The sequence below is a fragment of the Mycobacterium deserti genome (assembly GCF_025345615.1).
Classification (GTDB): domain Bacteria; phylum Actinomycetota; class Actinomycetes; order Mycobacteriales; family Mycobacteriaceae; genus Mycobacterium; species Mycobacterium deserti.
In genome coordinates this window covers 210,489-226,593 of record NZ_JAODWD010000004.1, presented here as the reverse complement: position 1 = coordinate 226,593, position 16,105 = coordinate 210,489, and the positions used below count along the sequence as shown (strand labels likewise).

Here is a 16,105-nt window from a genome sequence, read left to right as displayed (position 1 = left end):
CGTCTGTGGTCGCATTCACAGCGCGTGGGTACAGTTGTCGCAGAACACCGTCTTGTCGTGTTCGATCATCGGGAGGGTCCATGTGGTATTGGCTGTTCAAATACATCTTCATGGGGCCTCTGCTGTCGTTGCTGGGCCGGCCGAAAGTCGAAGGGCTGGATTATGTTCCACGGTCTGGTCCTGCCATTCTGGCGAGTAATCACCTCGCGGTTGCGGACAGCTTTTATTTGCCGCTGGTGGAGAGCCGCAGGATCACCTTCCTGGCCAAGGCCGAATACTTCACCGGGACCGGGATCAAAGGCTGGTTCCAGCGCTGGTTCTTCACCTCGGCCGGACAGGTGCCGATCGACCGCGCCGATGCCGACAGTGCGCAGAGCGCCTTGAACACCGCCGCGCGCATCCTCAGTCAGGGCAAGCTGCTCGGTATGTATCCGGAGGGCACCCGGTCGCCCGACGGGCGACTCTACAAGGGCAAGACCGGGCTGGCCCGGCTGGCGCTGGAGACCGGTGTGCCGGTCATTCCGGTCGCGATGATCGGAACTGACAGCGTCAACCCGCCAGGCAGCAAGATGTGGCGGTTCGGCCGGGTGAAGGTGAAGTTCGGCAAGCCGATGGACTTCACCCGCTTCGAGGGCCTTGCGGGAAACCGGTTCATCGAGCGCGCGGTCATCGACGAGGTGATGTACGAGCTCATGCAGCTGTCCGGGCAGGAGTACGTCGACCTCTACGCCGCCGACATCAAGGACGGCAAGGCCGACGACACGGCGAAGCCGTCCGCGCGCATGCCCGCTGTGGCCGCCGGCTAGTTCACCGCGGGCACCGGCGCGGCGTTCACGCCCGCGGTGGTGCGCCGGCCGACGTGCGCCCGAACCGTGCCCGACACCAGAATCACCGCGAGGGCCCACCAGATGTAAGACGCCCCGATCAGCTGGCGCCACAGCGAGGCCGCGGTCTCCTCGTGCTCGGGCATGAGCGGTATCGGCGTCCACACCATCAGCACGACACCTGCCAGCGCCACCAAGGCCAGCGCGACATGGCGTTGCCGGTAACCCATGATCGCGGTGACCACGACGGCGGGCAGCGCCCAGACCCAGTGGTGCGACCACGACACCGGCGAGACCACGAGACCGAACATCGCCACACAGATCAACGCCAGCACGTGTTCCTCCGCGTTGAGCACCCGTCGCACCGCCCAGACCGTGAGGCCCAGCACCGCGAAGCACGCCACGAGCCAGAGTCCGTACCGCACGCCTTCGTCGAGGCCGAGGCGCGCCAGCGCACCTGCGATGTTCTGGTTGGTGTTCAACGTCGCGGCGCCGATGCGATCGGTGTTGCGCACCGTCTCGGTCCAGTACTCGAGCGAGTCGCGCCACGCGAACGCCGCCCCTGTCAGCGTGGCCAGCCCCGCGGAGAAGGCGGTGACGAGCAGCGCGCGGGTGTCCCGGCGCAGCAGGAAGTACAACAGGAACACTGCCGGGGTGAGTTTGAGCGCGATCGCCAGACCCAGCAGCATGCCCCGCGGCCAGGGGGTTCTGCGCGGCACGCAGTCGGCGATGACGAGCGTCATCAACACGACGTTGATCTGCCCGAAGTCGAAGTTCGACCGGATCGGTTCGAGGAAGAGCACTGCGGGCGCGACGATTGCCGCGGCCAGCCATGCCCGTCGAAGCCAGGCGGGTTCCCCGGTCACCGTGCTCTTGCCGCCGGACGGGTCCGGCCACACGTCGAGGCGGGTCAGCACGATGGTCGTCGCGACGACCAGCAGTACCAGGGTGGTCAGCGTGATCGCGATGCTGGCCACGTCGAGCGACAGCAGCGCGAACGGGGAGAACACGACTGCGGCCAGCGGTGGGTAGGTGAACGGCAGGTCCAGCCCGCCGCGGGTCTGGAACATGACCCCGTCGGCGTACAGCGGGCGGCCGTCGAGCCAGGCCCGTCCGCCCATCCGGTAGACGTCGATGTCGATGCGGTACGGAAGGTGCCCCAGCAGGCGCCAACCCGCCCACGCGACCGCGGCGGCGGTGAGCAATTGGAAGAGTCGCCAGCCGAGCGTCGGCCCCCAACCACGCCCGTCGGGCGACCGCCAAATCCTCATGTCGCCGACCACACTATCGGGGCGTCTCGGCGCGTCGGAGGGTATCCCGGCCACGACACGCGCAGGTCGGCGTAAGTTCTTCGCGTGCGCGCGGACCTCGATTTCGACTTCGCCATTCCACCGGGACGCCTGCCGCTCGCCTTCTGCCTGGTGGCCTTCATCGCGACGTTCTTCGTGACCCGCACGATCGTGCGGTACATCCGTGCCCACGCCGACAGCGATGCGCCGCGCAAATGGTGGCAGCCCCGCAACATCTCGGTTTCGGGGACACCGGGGGCTGGGCTGCACCTCCACCACGTCGTGATCGGTGTGATTCTGGTCATGGTCTCCGGCGTGACGATGGTCACGCTGGCGGTCGACGGCGGAGTACCCGAATTCACCGTCGCCGCAATCTTTTTCGGCGTCGGCTCAGCGCTGGTACTCGACGAGTTCGCACTGATCCTGCATCTTCAGGACGTGTATTGGGCCGAGGACGGCCGCACGTCGGTCGACGCGGTGTTCGCGGCGGTGGCCGTCGCGGGCCTGCTGATACTCGGCTTCAACCCGCTGTCCTTTTTCGACATCAACATCTGGCGCAGCGACCACACCCTGCTGGCCCGCGCCGGCGTCGTCGTCATCGCAGTGCTGACCCTGCTGCTGGCCGTCGTCGTGCTGCTCAAGGGCAAGGTGTGGACCGGACTCGTCGGCATGTTCATCACCCCGCTGCTGCTGGTCGGGGCCATCCGGTTGTCGCGTCCGCATGCCCCGTGGGCGCGCTGGCGGTACACGAAACGCCCCCGCAAGATGCATCGTGCGCTGGAACGGGAGCGCTGGCTGCGCAGGCCGGTGGTCCAGGCCAAACTGTGGCTGCAGGACGCGATTGCCGGCATGCCCAGGTTCCCCGACGACGCCAAGGTCGACGCACAGCTCGACCGCGAGATCCACGCCGCACCTGCACCGTCGGAACGGGCGCCGGAGCAGGTGGCCTAGTGCGCTACTTCTACGACACCGAGTTCATCGACAACGGCCGCACGATCGAGTTGATCTCCATCGGTGTCGCCGCTGAGGACGGACGCGAATATTACGCCGTATCAACCGAATTCGATCCCGAACGGGCGGGCAGCTGGGTTCGAAAGCACGTCCTGCCAAAGCTGCCGTCGCCCGCGTCGCCGTTGTGGCGCTCGCGCAGGCAGATCCGCTCGGACCTGGAGGACTTCCTGGGCATCGACGGCGACGAGCCGATCGAGATGTGGGCGTGGGTCGGGGCGTACGACCACGTCGTGCTGTGCCAGCTGTGGGGGCCGATGGCCGACCTGCCGCCTGCGATACCGCGGTTCACCAGAGAACTGCGGCAATTCTGGGAAGACCGCGGATCGCCGCGGATGCCACCGCGGCCGCGCGACGCGCACGACGCCCTGGTCGACGCGCGGCACAATCTGCTGCGGTTCCAGGTGATGACGACGGGCTGACCAGCCGCCCGGCGGTGAAAACCACACCTCGGCGGCCGTTACCATGGATGGGTGAACTGGACCGTCGATGTGCCTATCGACCAGCTGCCGCCTTTGCCGCCGTTGCCCGATGAGTTGCGGTTGCGCCTTGATGCTGCCTTGGCCCGGCCTGCGGTGCAGCAGCCCAGCTGGGATGCCGATGCGGCCAAGAACATGCGCACGGTGTTGGAGAGTGTGCCGCCGGTGACGGTGCCCGCCGAGATCGAGCGGCTCAAGGGTCAGCTGGCTGATGTGGCCCGGGGCAAGGCGTTCTTGTTGCAGGGCGGCGATTGCGCGGAGACCTTCGTCGACAACACCGAACCGCACATCCGGGCCAACATCCGCACGCTGTTGCAGATGGCGGTGGTGCTCACCTACGGGGCCAGTGTGCCGGTGGTCAAGGTCGCGCGCATTGCCGGGCAGTACGCCAAGCCGCGCTCGGCCGACATCGACGCACTGGGTTTGCGGTCCTACCGCGGCGACATGATCAACGGGTTCGCCCCCGATGCTGCCGCGCGCGAACACGACGCGTCGCGGTTGGTCCGTGCCTATGCCAACGCCAGCGCGGCGATGAACCTGGTGCGCGCGTTGACCGCATCGGGACTTGCCTCGCTGCATCTGGTGCACGACTGGAACCGCGAGTTCGTGCGGACCTCGCCCGCGGGCGCCCGCTATGAGGCGCTGGCCGGTGAGATCGACCGGGCGCTGACGTTCATGAGTGCCTGCGGTGTCGATGACCGTAATCTGCAGACCGCCGAAATCTATGCCAGCCACGAGGCATTGGTGCTCGACTACGAGCGCGCGATGCTGCGGCTTTCCGAAACCGAGTCCGGGCCCAAGCTCTATGACTTGTCGGCCCATTACGTCTGGATCGGTGAGCGGACCCGTCAGCTCGACGGGGCCCATGTCGGGTTCGCCGAGGTGATCGCCAACCCGATCGGGGTCAAGCTCGGCCCGACCATGACCCCGGAACTGGCTGTGGAGTACGTCGAGCGCCTGGATCCGAACAATGAGGCGGGCCGGCTGACGTTGGTGACCCGGATGGGCAACAACAAGGTGCGCGACCTGTTGCCGCCGATCATCGAGAAGGTCCAAGCCACCGGGCATCAGGTGATCTGGCAGTGCGATCCGATGCACGGCAACACCCACGAGTCGTCGACCGGGTACAAGACCCGCCACTTCGACCGCATCGTCGACGAGGTGCAGGGCTACTTCGAGGTGCACCGCGCGTTGGGCACCCATCCGGGCGGCATCCATGTCGAGATCACCGGCGAGAACGTCACCGAATGCCTCGGCGGCGCCCAGGACATCTCCGACACCGACCTGGCCGGCCGTTACGAAACCGCGTGCGACCCACGCCTGAACACCCAACAAAGCCTCGAGCTGGCCTTCCTCGTCGCCGAGATGCTGCGGGACTAGGTCCGTCTTCGGGGCGCGCGTCAGATCAACGCGCCGATGTTGGTGCCGAGTGTCCACGCCCCGGCTGCGATGAGTCCGGTCAGCGTAAGCACGGCGACGACCCAGAAGAGCAGCACCCGCTTCGCGCGCTGGCGTGCCCAGTGAAATTCGTCGACGTCGATGCCGGCGAATTGTCCTGCCACGCCTGAGTATTCGGGCTCGACCGGTTGCCGGTCGTCGCGCGGGAGCTCGCGCGTCGGTTGACGCGGAACCTGCCCGACCGGCGGAGGCGCCAGGTGCTCGGTCGTCGCCTGCTGACGACCTTGGCTGTCGTACAGCGCGGCTGAGGCGTGGGTAGCCGAATTGCGCGGCGCGGGAACGCGGAACGCGGGCAGGCGGAGTTCCTCGACGATGGCCTCGAGCTCGTCGCCCATGTCCTGGGCGTCGGCGTAGCGATCGGCCGGGTCGCGCGCGGTGGCGGTGAGCACGAGTTCGTCGAACTGTGCGGGCACGCCGCCGATCAGGGTGCTCGGTGCTGGCACGTCGTTGTCCATCCGTTGGTACGCCACCGCAAGAGTGGTGTCACCGGTGAACGGCGTTGCACCGGTGAGCAATTCGAAGGCGAGCACACCCACCGCGTAGACGTCGCTGCGTGGTCCCGCGTCGCCCGTGCTGACTTGCTCGGGCGACAGGTAGGCCGCCGTTCCCAGGATCACGCTGGTCGAGGTGATCTTGGCGTCGGCCACCGCGCGGACCAGTCCGAAGTCGGCGATCTTGACGTCGCCGTCGTCGGAGATCAGCACGTTTTCCGGTTTGACGTCGCGATGCACCAAACCGGCGCGGTGCGCCACCGCGAGGCCGCCCAGCAGCGGCGACAGCACTGCGGCGACTGCGTGCGGGGGCATCGGGCCGCGCTCGCGCAGCAGTTCGCGTAGCGTGCCGCCCTCCACTAGTTCCATCACCAGGAACGGATGCTGGCCGTCGATGCCCTGGTCGTACACCGCGACGACGCCGGGGTTTTTGAGCCGGGCGACGGCGCGCGCCTCGCGCTGGAACCGAGTGAGGAACTGTGTGTCGCCGGCGTACCGCGACTCCATCACCTTCAACGCGACCGGCCGGTCGAGGCGGAGGTCCAGTCCGCGGTACACCGCGGACATGCCGCCGGTGGCGATCAACGTGTCGACGCGGTACCGCCCATCCAGTACCGACCCGGCCAACGGGTCGAATTGCCGGTAGGCGTCCACCGAAGACATGTTACGGAGTTCGAGTCGACGGCCATGCGCGTCGGGACGCCGCGTGAGTCCTAGACTCGATGCGGTGAGCAGCATTCCGGCCGCCGACGACATCCTCGACCCCGAGGAAGCCGTCTACGATCTGCCGACCGTCGCCGAGCTGATCGGTGTACCGGTGACCAAAGTGCACCAGCAATTGCGCGACGGCCATCTCCTCGCCGTCCGACGCGGCGGCACGCCTGTGGTGCCGACAGCCTTCTTCGACAACACCGGCAATGTGGTGAAGAGCCTGCCGGGATTGCTCGTCGTGTTGCACGACGGGGGATACGACGACACCGAGATCGTGCGCTGGCTGTTCACCCCTGACCCGTCACTGACCATCAGCCGGGACGGGGCGTCCGATCAGCAGGCTAATGCCCGGCCGGTTGATGCGTTGCACTCTCATCAGGCCCGTGAGGTGGTACGTCGGGCCCAGGCGATGGCTTACTAGTCTTGGCCACGCGGTAGAGCGAGTACCAGGCGACCGCGGCGCACGCCGTCGCCAACAGCACGTGGCCCCACGAGTACATGCCGTGTGCGCCGTCGGGCTTCCAGATCACAGTGATCCAGGTCGACAGCCCGGCGATCACCGCGATGGCCGCCGGGCTCTGCGCCAGCGCCGCCACCACCGCCAGCGGCCAGGTGTAGTACCAGGGCAGTGCGGCGGGCACGAACAACACCACGACACCCATCACCAGCGCGATGCCCATCAGTGCGTCCCGGTCCGTGTGGCGAAACCGCCACCACAACAACGGGAGTGCGACCGCAATGACCGCGATGCCGACGATGCGCGTGATGTCCAGCACGGCGTAGAAGCTGACCGGTAGGAAGAGCCCGCCGACGACGTTGACCAGATTGGCCACCGCCGTCGGCAGGGTCAGCCAGTTGATGATCTTCACCGAACCGGCCAGCGCCGTGAGCCAGCCGAGACCGACACCGGCCAGCAGCGACAACACCGCGAAGACCACGACGAAGATCAGCGCCGATGCCGCCGTGGCAACCGCGAACGCCTTGACCGGAGCATATCCGCGGCGATGTCGCAGATCACGCGTCCACACCCAGACCATGAACGGAAGGGCCAGTCCGGCAGTGGCTTTCACCGCAACAGCGGCTGCGACAAGTCCGACTCCGGCGACATGGCGGCCGCCGAACGTCAGCGCGATCGCGGCCATCATCAGGCCGACCATCAGCATCTCGTTGTGCACGCCGCCCATCAGATGGATGATCACCAGCGGATTCAGCGCACAGATCCACAGGGCTGCGACCCCGCTGGCGCCGACGTGGCGGGCGACCCGCGGCGCGGCCCAGATCAGCAGCACGAGACCAGGCAGCATGCACAGCCGCAGCAGCATCGTGCCGGCGATGACGTTGTCGCCGACCACCATCGTGACGAACTTCGCGATCAGGATGAACGCCGGCCCGTAGGGTGCGGTGGTGGTGGTCCAGATCGGGCTCACGTTGTCCAGCAACGAGTTCGGGTTCTCGATCGGTCCGACGGCGTAAGGGTCGAAGCCGTCGCGCAGCAGTGCGCCCTGGGCGAGGTAGGAATAGGTGTCGCGGCTGAACACCGGAACGCTGAGCAGCAGCGGCGCCAGCCAGAACCCCGTCGTCGCGACCATGGTGTATTCCGTGGCGCTGCGGTCGATCACCCGCCTGCCCAGCCGCAGCCAGGCGACCAGCATCAGTGCGACGCCGCCCCACAGCAGCACCGACGACAGCACCAGCCCGTGGCCGAAGCGCAGCCAGGACAGGTGCATCGATTCCAGCACCGGGTCGTGCAGCCTCGTGCTGCCCGCGCCCAATCCGCCCGCGGTGACCAGCACCGCGCCGAGGAAGCCCAGCCAGGCCGGTTGCGCTTGGGGCGACATCGCGAAGGATGCCAGTCGTGAAAGATGTTGCGACAAAACAGATTTCGACCTACTGGTCGGCGTCGATGTCGTCATGCTCCTAGGCGGACCGGTTGGCGGCCAGCCGGGCGAGTTCGCCAAGGCCGGCTTTGGCCTGCGCGTCGATCGCCGCGGAGTTCAGGATGAGCAGCGCCCGGCGGGTGAGCGTGTCGATGCGGTCTTCCACGGCGGCAAGGGCGCCTACCGATTCGATCACCAGACGCAGCTCCTTGACCTGGGCGTCGGTCAACTCGGAGCCGATCGAGGTGCGCAGCAGCTTGGCGCCGACGGGGTCGTGCCTCTCGGCAAGTCGGACCGCCTCGGCGAGCAGCACGGTGCGTTTGCCCGAGCGCAGGTCGTCCCCGGACGGCTTACCGGTGACCGCCGGGTCGCCGAACACACCGAGCACGTCGTCGCGCAGTTGGAACGCCACACCCAGGTTGGTACCCAGCTCGTGAAAGGCGGCCAGCACGTCGGGGCGATCGGCGGCGGCCGCGACGCCCAGCTGCAGCGGCCGCGAGATCGTGTAGGACGCCGTCTTGTAGATGTTCACCGTCATCGCCGACGCCACCGACTCCGCGCCGCTGGATTCGGCGACGATGTCGAGATACTGACCGCCCAGCACCTCGGTGCGGATCGCGCCCCACACCCGCTGCACCCGCCGGTGCGCGTCGAGCGGCAGGTCGGCCGTCGCGACGATGTCGTCGGCCCACACCAGGGCCAGGTCGCCGAGCAGGATCGCCGCCGAGATGCCGAACTGCTCGGCCGAACCGTGCCAGTTCTGGTGGCGATGCTTGTCGGTGAAGATTCGATGCACGGTCGGCAGGCCGCGGCGCGTCGCCGACTCGTCGATGACGTCGTCGTGCACCAGCGCGCAGGCCTGCAGGAGCTCGAGCGCCGCGAACAGCCGCAGCGCGTCGGGGCCGGGTTCGGCTGGACCGACCGCGCGCCAGCCCCAGTATGCGAACGCCGGGCGGAGCCGCTTGCCGCCCCGCAGCACGAACTCCTCGAGTGCTGCGGTCAGCTCGCCGTAGTCGGGACCCATGTACGCGCAGTCGCGGCGGCGCTCACTCAAGTAGCCGCGCAACTGCTCGGTGACGGCGCTGGCCAACTCGATCGCTGACGGTGCCGCTGCATACAGGCTCAGCGGGCGCCCCTTTCTCTGTGCGTCACTCGCCCCCGAGTGCATCGACAGTAGAGCCTATTCCGCGGGCTCGCCGACCCGCGGCGTTCGGTCGCGGTTGTGATAGGCCAGCCCGCCGATGATCCCGGCGACCACGAAGGCCGCGACGCCCAGCCAGATCGCGGCGCCGATGAACGAGCGGGCGCTGGGATCGGTGTACTTCGCCTGGGCGTTCATCGATGACACGACGCCCGGCCGCAGCTTCCACTCCACGATCTCGGCCGACACCTGATCACCGTTGGTCGAGGTCACCTCCCCGGGGAAGGACACCGAGAGCGTCACGTCGGCCTCCGGGTCCGACAGCGAGGTCAGGTCCGCGCGTCCCTCGAGGATCACGAGGTCACCGGCCCTGCGCAGCGAGATGTCGACACCGGCGGCGTCGCGGTTCATGTTGGCCAGTTGGGGGAGTTCGGCGAAGGTCAGGTCGGAGAACACCGCCTGCGAGCCGACGTAGTCGTCGCGGTTGTACTCGGACACGGCGATCTTGTTGGCGAACGGCAGGCTGTTGAGCAGCTGCGGTCCCTTGTCGTTGACGTCGCGGGGTTTGGCCGCCGCGACGATCTGACCCGACACCCGGTCGTCGGGCGAGACGGTGATCGACGTCCTGATCCGTACGCACCCGGCGGCCATCGGTACGACGACCAACAGCAGGACGACGAGAGCGAGCAGCCGCGTTGCGCTGCGTCGGGAGTTGCCGGCGGGCACGAGGTCATCGTGCCAGAGGCGCCGCGTCACAGTGGCAGCGCCCGGCCCAGGATCGCGAACGCCCGTGGATCACCGGCGAAGTGGTAGCCGCGGATCACGTCGGTGAAGCCGAGACGGCGGTACAGCTTCCATGCCCGGTTAGCCTCGCCGTTGATCTCCGGCGTCGACAGCAGCACGTGTGCTTCGGCCCGGTCGGCGAGCAGGCGGCGGGTCAGCGCCTCACCGAGGCCGCGGCCCTGCGCGTGCGGCGCGATGTGAAGTTCGGTGAGCTCGAAGTAGCTCGTCATCAACTCCGCGATACGGGTGCGGTCGGCCCCCACCCGGTGCAGACCGGCGACGACCTGCTGCTGCCACCACTGGTCGGGCGCCCCGCAATAGCCGTAGGCGATGCCCAGCAACGGCGCCCCGATCAGATCGCAGTCGCCTGATTCGCCGTGCTCCGCGGGCTCCACGACAGCCACCGCCTTCCAGCCCTGCCTGCGGGTGTGTTCCATCCACATCGCCGCGCGCTGGTCCTCGGTGCCGCGCGGATAGCGCATCGCATCGACGTACACGGCGAGCGCGTCTGCAAGTCGGCGTTGCATATCGCTCGGCGACAGATCAACGAGAAAGGCCGCCAATGTGTCTCTGCCCCTCCGCGATCGTGGTGCGGTGTCGTGCGGTTGTTGCTCCCACCATTATCGGGTGAGTGTCCTACTGCCAACCAGAGGCGGCCCACGTCATACAATCGACCGTCGAACTAGGTGGTACGGCTCAGATTGACCTCGTATCATGACTGTTAGGTGCCTCTCGATGCGGGCATACAAGACTTCGAAGTTTGAGACGGCCGTGGCGGCCCCCGGTAGTGAGGGAGGGACGAATGCCACTCTCCGACCATGAGCAGCGCATGCTCGACCAGATCGAGAGCGCGCTCTATGCCGAGGACCCCAAGTTCGCGTCGAGCGTTCGCGGCGGGACTCTGCGCGCGCCCTCGACCAGGCGTCGCCTGCAGGGCGTCGCGCTGTTTGTTCTCGGTCTCGCGCTGCTCGTGTCCGGAGTCGCCATTCCCGCCACCCAGATCGGTGGCTTCCCGATCCTGTCCGTCCTGGGATTCTTGGTGATGTTCGGCGGCGTCGTCTTCGCCATCACGGGTCCGCGGGTCGCAGGCGCGCGCGAGAAGGGCGTCCCGGAGGCGGGTGCGCCTCGCCAGAAGCGGGTCAAGGGATCCGGCGGTTCGTTCACCAGTCGCATGGAGGACCGGTTCCGCAGGCGGTTCGACGAATAAGGCCGGTCTGACCGAAGAAGGGGTAGCCGTACGGGCTGCCCCTTTCTTTGTGCTTTGAGGCCGGCCCCCACTTCGCCCCACACACCCGCCCCACCGCGCTTTCGTCGGCGTCCACTTGCCTGATTTCGACGAAAGTCGCTTGTCCGTTCGGCGGCGAATCGCCGCGGAGTCCCTCCCGGGATACGTGCTCGGCTCCGTAGCCGCCTTCGGTGTCCATCGGGCCCCCACTTCGCCCCACGCCTGCGACCTGCGGGTTTGTCGGGGCGACCGCGGGGGCGCCGCGCGAGGGGTGGCGCGACGTGCGGACATACCGCGAATGTTTGCCGCCAAATGGAGAGAAGTGGGGCGTTGTGGGGTAAAGTGGCGGACAACGGAGCGGCCGGGGCTCCGGAGTGAAGCGGAGGTGGCGAGATGTTTCTCGGCACTTACACGCCGAAGCTCGACGACAAAGGGCGGCTGACACTGCCCGCCAAGTTCCGCGACGCGCTGGCAGGAGGGTTGATGGTCACCAAGAGCCAAGATCACAGCCTTGCCGTCTACCCGCGCGCGGAGTTCGAGAAGGTGGCCGAAGAAGCCGCAGAGGAGGCGCGGGTCAACCCGGCGAAGCGCGCCTATCTGCGGAACCTGGCCGCGGCCACCGACGAACAGCATCCCGACGGACAAGGCCGAATCACGCTGTCGGCCGATCACCGCCGGTACGCGAACCTGTCCAAGGAGTGCGTCGTCATCGGATCCGTCCGATTCCTGGAGATCTGGGACGCGCAAGCCTGGAACGACTATCAGCAAGCGCACGAAGAAGACTTCTCGACGGCCAGCGATGAAACTCTGCGCGGCAACTGACCGGCACACCGCCCGTGCCTCGTGGCCTCTGTCCGAACCGGCCCTGGCGTACTTCCCCGACGCCAGGCCCGCGCTCTCGGGCAGGGACCTCGATGCAAGGGCCCTCACCGGAGGGGCTGCGATGGCGCAAGACTCACACGGACACGTTCCCGTTCTGCTCGACCGCTGCGTCGACCTGCTGACCCCCGCGTTGACGCGGCACAGCCCCGACGGCAGCGGCGCCGTTCTTCTCGACGCCACCCTCGGGGCGGGCGGCCACGCCGAGCGTTTCCTCACCGAGTTCGGTGGCCTGAGCCTCATCGGGCTCGACCGCGACCCCACCGCGCTGGGGATCGCCGGCGAGCGACTGTCCGGTTTCGGTGACCGCGTGCGGCTCGTCCGGGCCCGGTATGACGGCATCGAGGGGGTGCTCGCCGACGGGACACAGGACACACCCGCGGTCGACGGCATCCTGTTCGACCTCGGCGTGTCGTCGATGCAACTGGACCGCACCGACCGCGGGTTCTCTTACGCGGCCGACGCGCCGCTGGACATGCGCATGGACCCAGACGCACCGCTGACGGCGGCCGAGATCGTCAACACCTGGGACGAGCGCGCGCTGGCCCGGGTACTGCGCGAGTACGGCGACGAGCGGTTCGCGAGCCGCATCGCCGCGCAGATCGCCCGCCGCCGCGCCCGCCAACCGTTCGCCACCACCGGTGAACTCGTCGAGTTGCTGTACCAGGCGATTCCCGCACCCGCGCGTCGCACCGGCGGCCATCCCGCCAAGCGGACATTCCAGGCGCTGCGCATCGCCGTCAACGGCGAGCTCGACTCGCTTCGCGAGGCGCTGCCTGCCGCACTTCACGCGCTGGCCCCCCGCGGCCGCATCGTCGTGATGGCCTACCAGTCGCTGGAGGACCGCATCGTCAAGGGCGAGTTCGCCACTGCGACCGCTTCCCGCACACCGCCCGGACTACCCGTCGAATTGCCCGGACACGGACCGGAATTCGTCGCCTTGACGCGTGGCGCCGAGCGCGCAAGCGCCGAGGAGATCGCGTCGAACCCGCGTAGCGCACCCGTGCGGCTACGAGCACTGGAGAAGGTGGGGGAGCAATGAAGGCAAAGGCGAAGCGGACAGCACCCGCGCGCGGCAGCGACGAGCGGCGCCGCGCCGCACGTAACGGCCAGCGCCGCCCCGCCGAGTCGCCGCCGCGCCGGCGACCGACGCGCGAGCAGCGGCCGCAGCGATCGGCGCCGCAGACCGGCCCCATCCCGCGGCCGAAGGACGCACCGGCGCGCGCCAAGAACGCCAGCCAGGCAAAGGCTCGAGCGAAGGCACGCAAAGCCAAGGCGCCAAAGGTCGTTCGGCCGCCTCTGCGCGAGCGCATCATCGTCAGACTGGCGTCGATCGACCTCAATCCGCGCACGCTCGTCGCCCGTGTCCCGTTCGTGGTGCTGGTGATCGGATCGCTCGGGGTGGGCCTCGGCACAACGCTCTGGCTGTCCACCGACGCCGCAGAGCGCTCCTACGAACTGGGCGCCGCCAGGGAGACCAACGAGGCGCTGCTGCAGCAGAAGGAAGCGCTCGAACGCGATGTCCTCGAAGCCCAGGCCGCGCCCGCGCTGGCCGAGGCCGCACGCGACCTCGGCATGATCCCGTCGCGCGACACCGCGCACCTGGTGCAGGATCCGGCGGGCAACTGGATCGTCGTGGGCACCCCGAAACCAGCCGAAGGCGTTCCGCCGCCGCCGCTGAACACCCCGCTACCCGAGGAGGCGCCACCGCCGCCTCCCGCGCCCCCCGCGCCGCGCGTCGTAGAACCGCGTGAGTTGACCGTCCGGATGCCGACCAGGGTGGCCCCGGCGCCACTGCCGGGCGCCGAACGTCCAGTGCCCGCAGGACCCGTCGCACCCGTTGCGCCCATCGCACCGCCACCGGCGCCCGGCGCGGAGGTGCCGCACGCACTGCCAGCGCCGCTGCCCGCGGGGGTCACCGGGCCCGCGATTCCGCTCGCCGAGGTACCGCACGCGGCCGTTCCGGCGCCGCTGCCCGGTCCGGTCGCCGGCGCGCCGGCATGAGCCGCCGCGGCAAGGACACCCGCCGCGCGCCGAAGCAGCGTCCCGCCAAGCGCACGACCAAGACGCAGGAGCGGTCAGCCAAGGCGCGTCGCACTCGTACGGTGGCGACCGAAAACGGTTTGCGCAGCGCATCATTCGTGTTCCGCCATCGCGTCGGCAACGCAGTGATCTTCCTGGTGCTCATCGTCGCGGCCGGGCAGCTGTTCAACCTGCAGGTGCCGCGTGCCGAGGGGCTGCGGGCCGAGGCGGCGGGCCAGCTCAAGGTCACCGACGTCGACAAGGCGGTGCGCGGCGCGATCGTGGACCGCAACAACGACAAGCTGGCGTTCACCATCGAGGCCCGCGCGCTGACCTTCCAGCCGGTCAAGGTCCGCAAGCAACTGGCCGAGGCGAAGGCGAAGTCTCCCGAGGCCCCCGACCCCGACCGCAGGCTGCGCGACATCGCCGCCGAGGTCGCGACTCGGCTGAACAACAAGCCCGATGCCGCCGCGGTACTCAAGAAGCTCAAGAGCGACGAGACATTCGTCTACCTCGCGCGCGCGGTCGACCCGGCGGTCTCGGACGCGATCACCTCGAAGTTTCCCGAAGTGGGTTCGGAGCGCCAGGATCTGCGCCAGTACCCCGGCGGGGTGCTGGCCGCCAACGTCGTCGGCGGGATCGACTGGGACGGGCACGGCCTGCTCGGTCTCGAAGATTCACTGGACGCAGTATTGGCGGGCACCGACGGGTCGGTCACCTACGACCGGGGCTCCGACGGGGTGGTGATTCCCGGCAGCTACCGCAACCGCCACGATGCGGTCGACGGTTCGACGGTCGTGCTGACGCTCGACGACGACATCCAGTTCTACGTCCAGCAGCAGGTTCAGCAGGCCAAGAACCTGTCGGGCGCGCAGAACGTGTCGGCCGTGGTGCTCGACGCGAAGACCGGTGAGGTCATGGCCATGGCCAACGACAACACCTTCGACCCGTCGCAGGACCTCGGCCGCCAGGATGACCGCGAACTCGGCAACCCGTCGGTGTCGTCGCCGTTCGAGCCCGGTTCGGTGAACAAGATCGTCACCGCGGCCTCGGTCATCGAGTACGGACTGACCAATCCCGATGAGGTGCTTGCGGTTCCCGGCTCGATCGACATGGGCGGCGTCACCGTCTCCGATGCGTGGGAGCACGGCACAATGCCGTACACCACCACGGGTATTTTCGGGAAGTCGTCGAACGTGGGCACGTTGATGCTGGCGCAGCGTCTCGGTCCCGAGCGCTACTACGACATGCTGCGAAAGTTCGGCCTCGGCCAACGCACCGGCGTCGGGCTACCCGGCGAGAGCGCGGGAATCGTCCCGCCCATCGACCAGTGGTCGGGCAGTTCGTTTGCGAACCTGCCTATCGGACAGGGTCTTTCGATGACGCTGCTGCAGATGACAGGTATGTACCAGGCCATCGCCAACGACGGCGTCCGGATTCCGCCGCGCATCATCAAGTCCACGATCGCCGCGGACGGCAGCCGCACCGACGAGGCCCGTCCCGAGGGGGTGCGGGTGGTGTCGCCGCAGACGGCGCAGACTGTGCGCCAGATGCTGCGGGCGACGGTGCAACGCGATCCGACCGGTGACCAGCAGGGCACCGGATCGCAGGCCGCTGTGGAGGGCTACCAGATCTCGGGTAAGACGGGCACCGCGCAGAAGATCAACCCGGCCTGCGGCTGCTATTACGACGAGGTCTACTGGATCACCTTCGCCGGCATGGCGACCGCCGACGACCCGCGCTATGTGGTCGGCGTGATGATGGACCACCCACAACGCACCGCCGACGGGCAACCCGGAACGACGGCGGCGCCGCTGTTCCACAACATCACGGCGTGGTTGCTGCAACGCGAGAACGTACCGCTGTCGCCCGACACCGGGCCGCCGCTGACGTTGCAAGCCACCTGAGCGTAAGGAAA

At 68.1% G+C, this 16,105-nt stretch carries 16 protein-coding genes; 10 read left to right on the top strand and 6 right to left on the bottom strand.

Features of this window, described 5'->3' with window-relative positions; all coding sequences use genetic code 11:
* The first annotated feature begins 80 nt into the window (after positions 1-80).
* Positions 81-806, top strand: a complete 726-nt coding sequence (locus N4S67_RS17410) for a lysophospholipid acyltransferase family protein (protein WP_260994259.1) — start codon at positions 81-83, stop codon at positions 804-806.
* Here the strand turns inward: N4S67_RS17410 and N4S67_RS17405 are convergent.
* Positions 803-2,095 (bottom strand): glycosyltransferase 87 family protein, encoded by a 1,293-nt coding sequence (locus N4S67_RS17405; protein ID WP_260994258.1) that lies wholly within the window; start codon positions 2,093-2,095, stop codon positions 803-805. The genes N4S67_RS17410 and N4S67_RS17405 overlap by 4 nt on opposite strands.
* An 84-nt stretch (positions 2,096-2,179) precedes the next feature.
* Between N4S67_RS17405 and N4S67_RS17400 the strand changes: the two genes are divergently transcribed.
* The 3 genes from N4S67_RS17400 to N4S67_RS17390 are packed head-to-tail and all read left to right on the top strand — an operon-like array spanning position 2,180 to position 4,980.
* The gene (locus tag N4S67_RS17400) at positions 2,180-3,064 is read left to right on the top strand and encodes a hypothetical protein (protein WP_260994257.1); all 885 of its coding nucleotides are present in this window, start codon (positions 2,180-2,182) and stop codon (positions 3,062-3,064) included.
* Positions 3,064-3,543 carry a polyadenylate-specific 3'-exoribonuclease AS gene (locus tag N4S67_RS17395; RefSeq protein WP_260994256.1) on the top strand — a complete coding sequence of 160 codons (480 nt, stop codon included), beginning with the start codon at positions 3,064-3,066 and terminating at the stop codon, positions 3,541-3,543. Before N4S67_RS17400 ends, N4S67_RS17395 begins: the two co-directional genes overlap by 1 nt.
* Positions 3,544-3,594: 51 nt before the next feature.
* The gene (locus N4S67_RS17390; protein ID WP_260994255.1) at positions 3,595-4,980 is read left to right on the top strand and encodes a class II 3-deoxy-7-phosphoheptulonate synthase; all 1,386 of its coding nucleotides are present in this window, start codon (positions 3,595-3,597) and stop codon (positions 4,978-4,980) included.
* A gap of 20 nt (positions 4,981-5,000) precedes the next feature.
* Here N4S67_RS17390 and N4S67_RS17385 read toward each other — a convergent pair whose 3' ends face one another.
* Positions 5,001-6,212, bottom strand: coding sequence for a protein kinase domain-containing protein (locus tag N4S67_RS17385; RefSeq protein WP_260994254.1), 1,212 nt, complete (start codon positions 6,210-6,212; stop codon positions 5,001-5,003).
* A 64-nt stretch (positions 6,213-6,276) separates the two neighbouring features.
* Between N4S67_RS17385 and N4S67_RS17380 the strand changes: the two genes are divergently transcribed.
* Positions 6,277-6,681, top strand: coding sequence for an Rv2175c family DNA-binding protein (locus tag N4S67_RS17380; RefSeq protein ID WP_260994253.1), 405 nt, complete (start codon positions 6,277-6,279; stop codon positions 6,679-6,681).
* Here N4S67_RS17380 and N4S67_RS17375 read toward each other — a convergent pair.
* The 4 genes from N4S67_RS17375 to N4S67_RS17360 form a co-directional block, all read right to left on the bottom strand.
* Positions 6,602-8,173, bottom strand: a complete 1,572-nt coding sequence (locus tag N4S67_RS17375) for an alpha-(1->6)-mannopyranosyltransferase A (RefSeq protein WP_260994252.1) — start codon at positions 8,171-8,173, stop codon at positions 6,602-6,604. The genes N4S67_RS17380 and N4S67_RS17375 overlap by 80 nt on opposite strands.
* A 4-nt stretch (positions 8,174-8,177) precedes the next feature.
* Positions 8,178-9,257: a bifunctional (2E,6E)-farnesyl/geranyl diphosphate synthase gene (gene idsA2 / locus N4S67_RS17370; protein ID WP_260994706.1), complete on the bottom strand. Its 1,080-nt coding sequence runs from the start codon at positions 9,255-9,257 to the stop codon at positions 8,178-8,180.
* Between the two features lie 60 nt (positions 9,258-9,317).
* Positions 9,318-9,929: an LppM family (lipo)protein gene (locus N4S67_RS17365; protein WP_260994705.1), complete on the bottom strand. Its 612-nt coding sequence runs from the start codon at positions 9,927-9,929 to the stop codon at positions 9,318-9,320.
* A gap of 101 nt (positions 9,930-10,030) precedes the next feature.
* The gene (locus N4S67_RS17360; protein ID WP_260994251.1) at positions 10,031-10,624 is read right to left on the bottom strand and encodes a GNAT family N-acetyltransferase; all 594 of its coding nucleotides are present in this window, start codon (positions 10,622-10,624) and stop codon (positions 10,031-10,033) included.
* 239 nt (positions 10,625-10,863) lie between these two features.
* Between N4S67_RS17360 and N4S67_RS17355 the strand changes: the two genes are divergently transcribed.
* The 5 genes from N4S67_RS17355 (at position 10,864) to N4S67_RS17335 (ending at position 16,094) form a co-directional block, all read left to right on the top strand.
* Positions 10,864-11,268, top strand: coding sequence for a DUF3040 domain-containing protein (locus tag N4S67_RS17355; protein ID WP_260994250.1), 405 nt, complete (start codon positions 10,864-10,866; stop codon positions 11,266-11,268).
* Positions 11,269-11,679: 411 nt separating this feature from the next.
* Positions 11,680-12,108: a division/cell wall cluster transcriptional repressor MraZ gene (gene mraZ / locus N4S67_RS17350; RefSeq protein WP_260994249.1), complete on the top strand. Its 429-nt coding sequence runs from the start codon at positions 11,680-11,682 to the stop codon at positions 12,106-12,108.
* Positions 12,086-13,207 carry a 16S rRNA (cytosine(1402)-N(4))-methyltransferase RsmH gene (rsmH, locus tag N4S67_RS17345; RefSeq protein ID WP_260994248.1) on the top strand — a complete coding sequence of 374 codons (1,122 nt, stop codon included), beginning with the start codon at positions 12,086-12,088 and terminating at the stop codon, positions 13,205-13,207. Before mraZ ends, rsmH begins: the two co-directional genes overlap by 23 nt.
* A complete protein-coding gene (locus N4S67_RS17340; protein ID WP_260994247.1) occupies positions 13,204-14,169 on the top strand; it encodes a hypothetical protein in 966 nt (321 codons plus the stop codon). The genes rsmH and N4S67_RS17340 overlap by 4 nt, the downstream gene beginning before the upstream one ends.
* The gene (locus tag N4S67_RS17335; RefSeq protein WP_260994246.1) at positions 14,166-16,094 is read left to right on the top strand and encodes a peptidoglycan D,D-transpeptidase FtsI family protein; all 1,929 of its coding nucleotides are present in this window, start codon (positions 14,166-14,168) and stop codon (positions 16,092-16,094) included. Before N4S67_RS17340 ends, N4S67_RS17335 begins: the two co-directional genes overlap by 4 nt.
* Positions 16,095-16,105 lie beyond the last annotated feature (11 nt).

Excerpts from the sequence above, each read along its gene's own strand:
- N4S67_RS17355 (WP_260994250.1), top strand. The coding sequence starts at position 10,864 with ATGCCACTCTCCGACCATGAGCAGCGCATGCTCGACCAGATCGAGAGC.
- N4S67_RS17375 (WP_260994252.1), bottom strand. The coding sequence starts at position 8,173 with ATGACGACATCGACGCCGACCAGTAGGTCGAAATCTGTTTTGTCGCAA.
- N4S67_RS17365 (WP_260994705.1), bottom strand. The coding sequence starts at position 9,929 with ATGGCCGCCGGGTGCGTACGGATCAGGACGTCGATCACCGTCTCGCCC.
- N4S67_RS17340 (WP_260994247.1), top strand. The coding sequence starts at position 13,204 with ATGAAGGCAAAGGCGAAGCGGACAGCACCCGCGCGCGGCAGCGACGAG.
- N4S67_RS17385 (WP_260994254.1), bottom strand. The coding sequence starts at position 6,212 with ATGTCTTCGGTGGACGCCTACCGGCAATTCGACCCGTTGGCCGGGTCG.
- N4S67_RS17410 (WP_260994259.1), top strand. The coding sequence starts at position 81 with ATGTGGTATTGGCTGTTCAAATACATCTTCATGGGGCCTCTGCTGTCG.
- rsmH (WP_260994248.1), top strand. The coding sequence starts at position 12,086 with ATGAAACTCTGCGCGGCAACTGACCGGCACACCGCCCGTGCCTCGTGG.
- N4S67_RS17405 (WP_260994258.1), bottom strand. The coding sequence starts at position 2,095 with ATGAGGATTTGGCGGTCGCCCGACGGGCGTGGTTGGGGGCCGACGCTC.
- N4S67_RS17335 (WP_260994246.1), top strand. The coding sequence starts at position 14,166 with ATGAGCCGCCGCGGCAAGGACACCCGCCGCGCGCCGAAGCAGCGTCCC.
- mraZ (WP_260994249.1), top strand. The coding sequence starts at position 11,680 with ATGTTTCTCGGCACTTACACGCCGAAGCTCGACGACAAAGGGCGGCTG.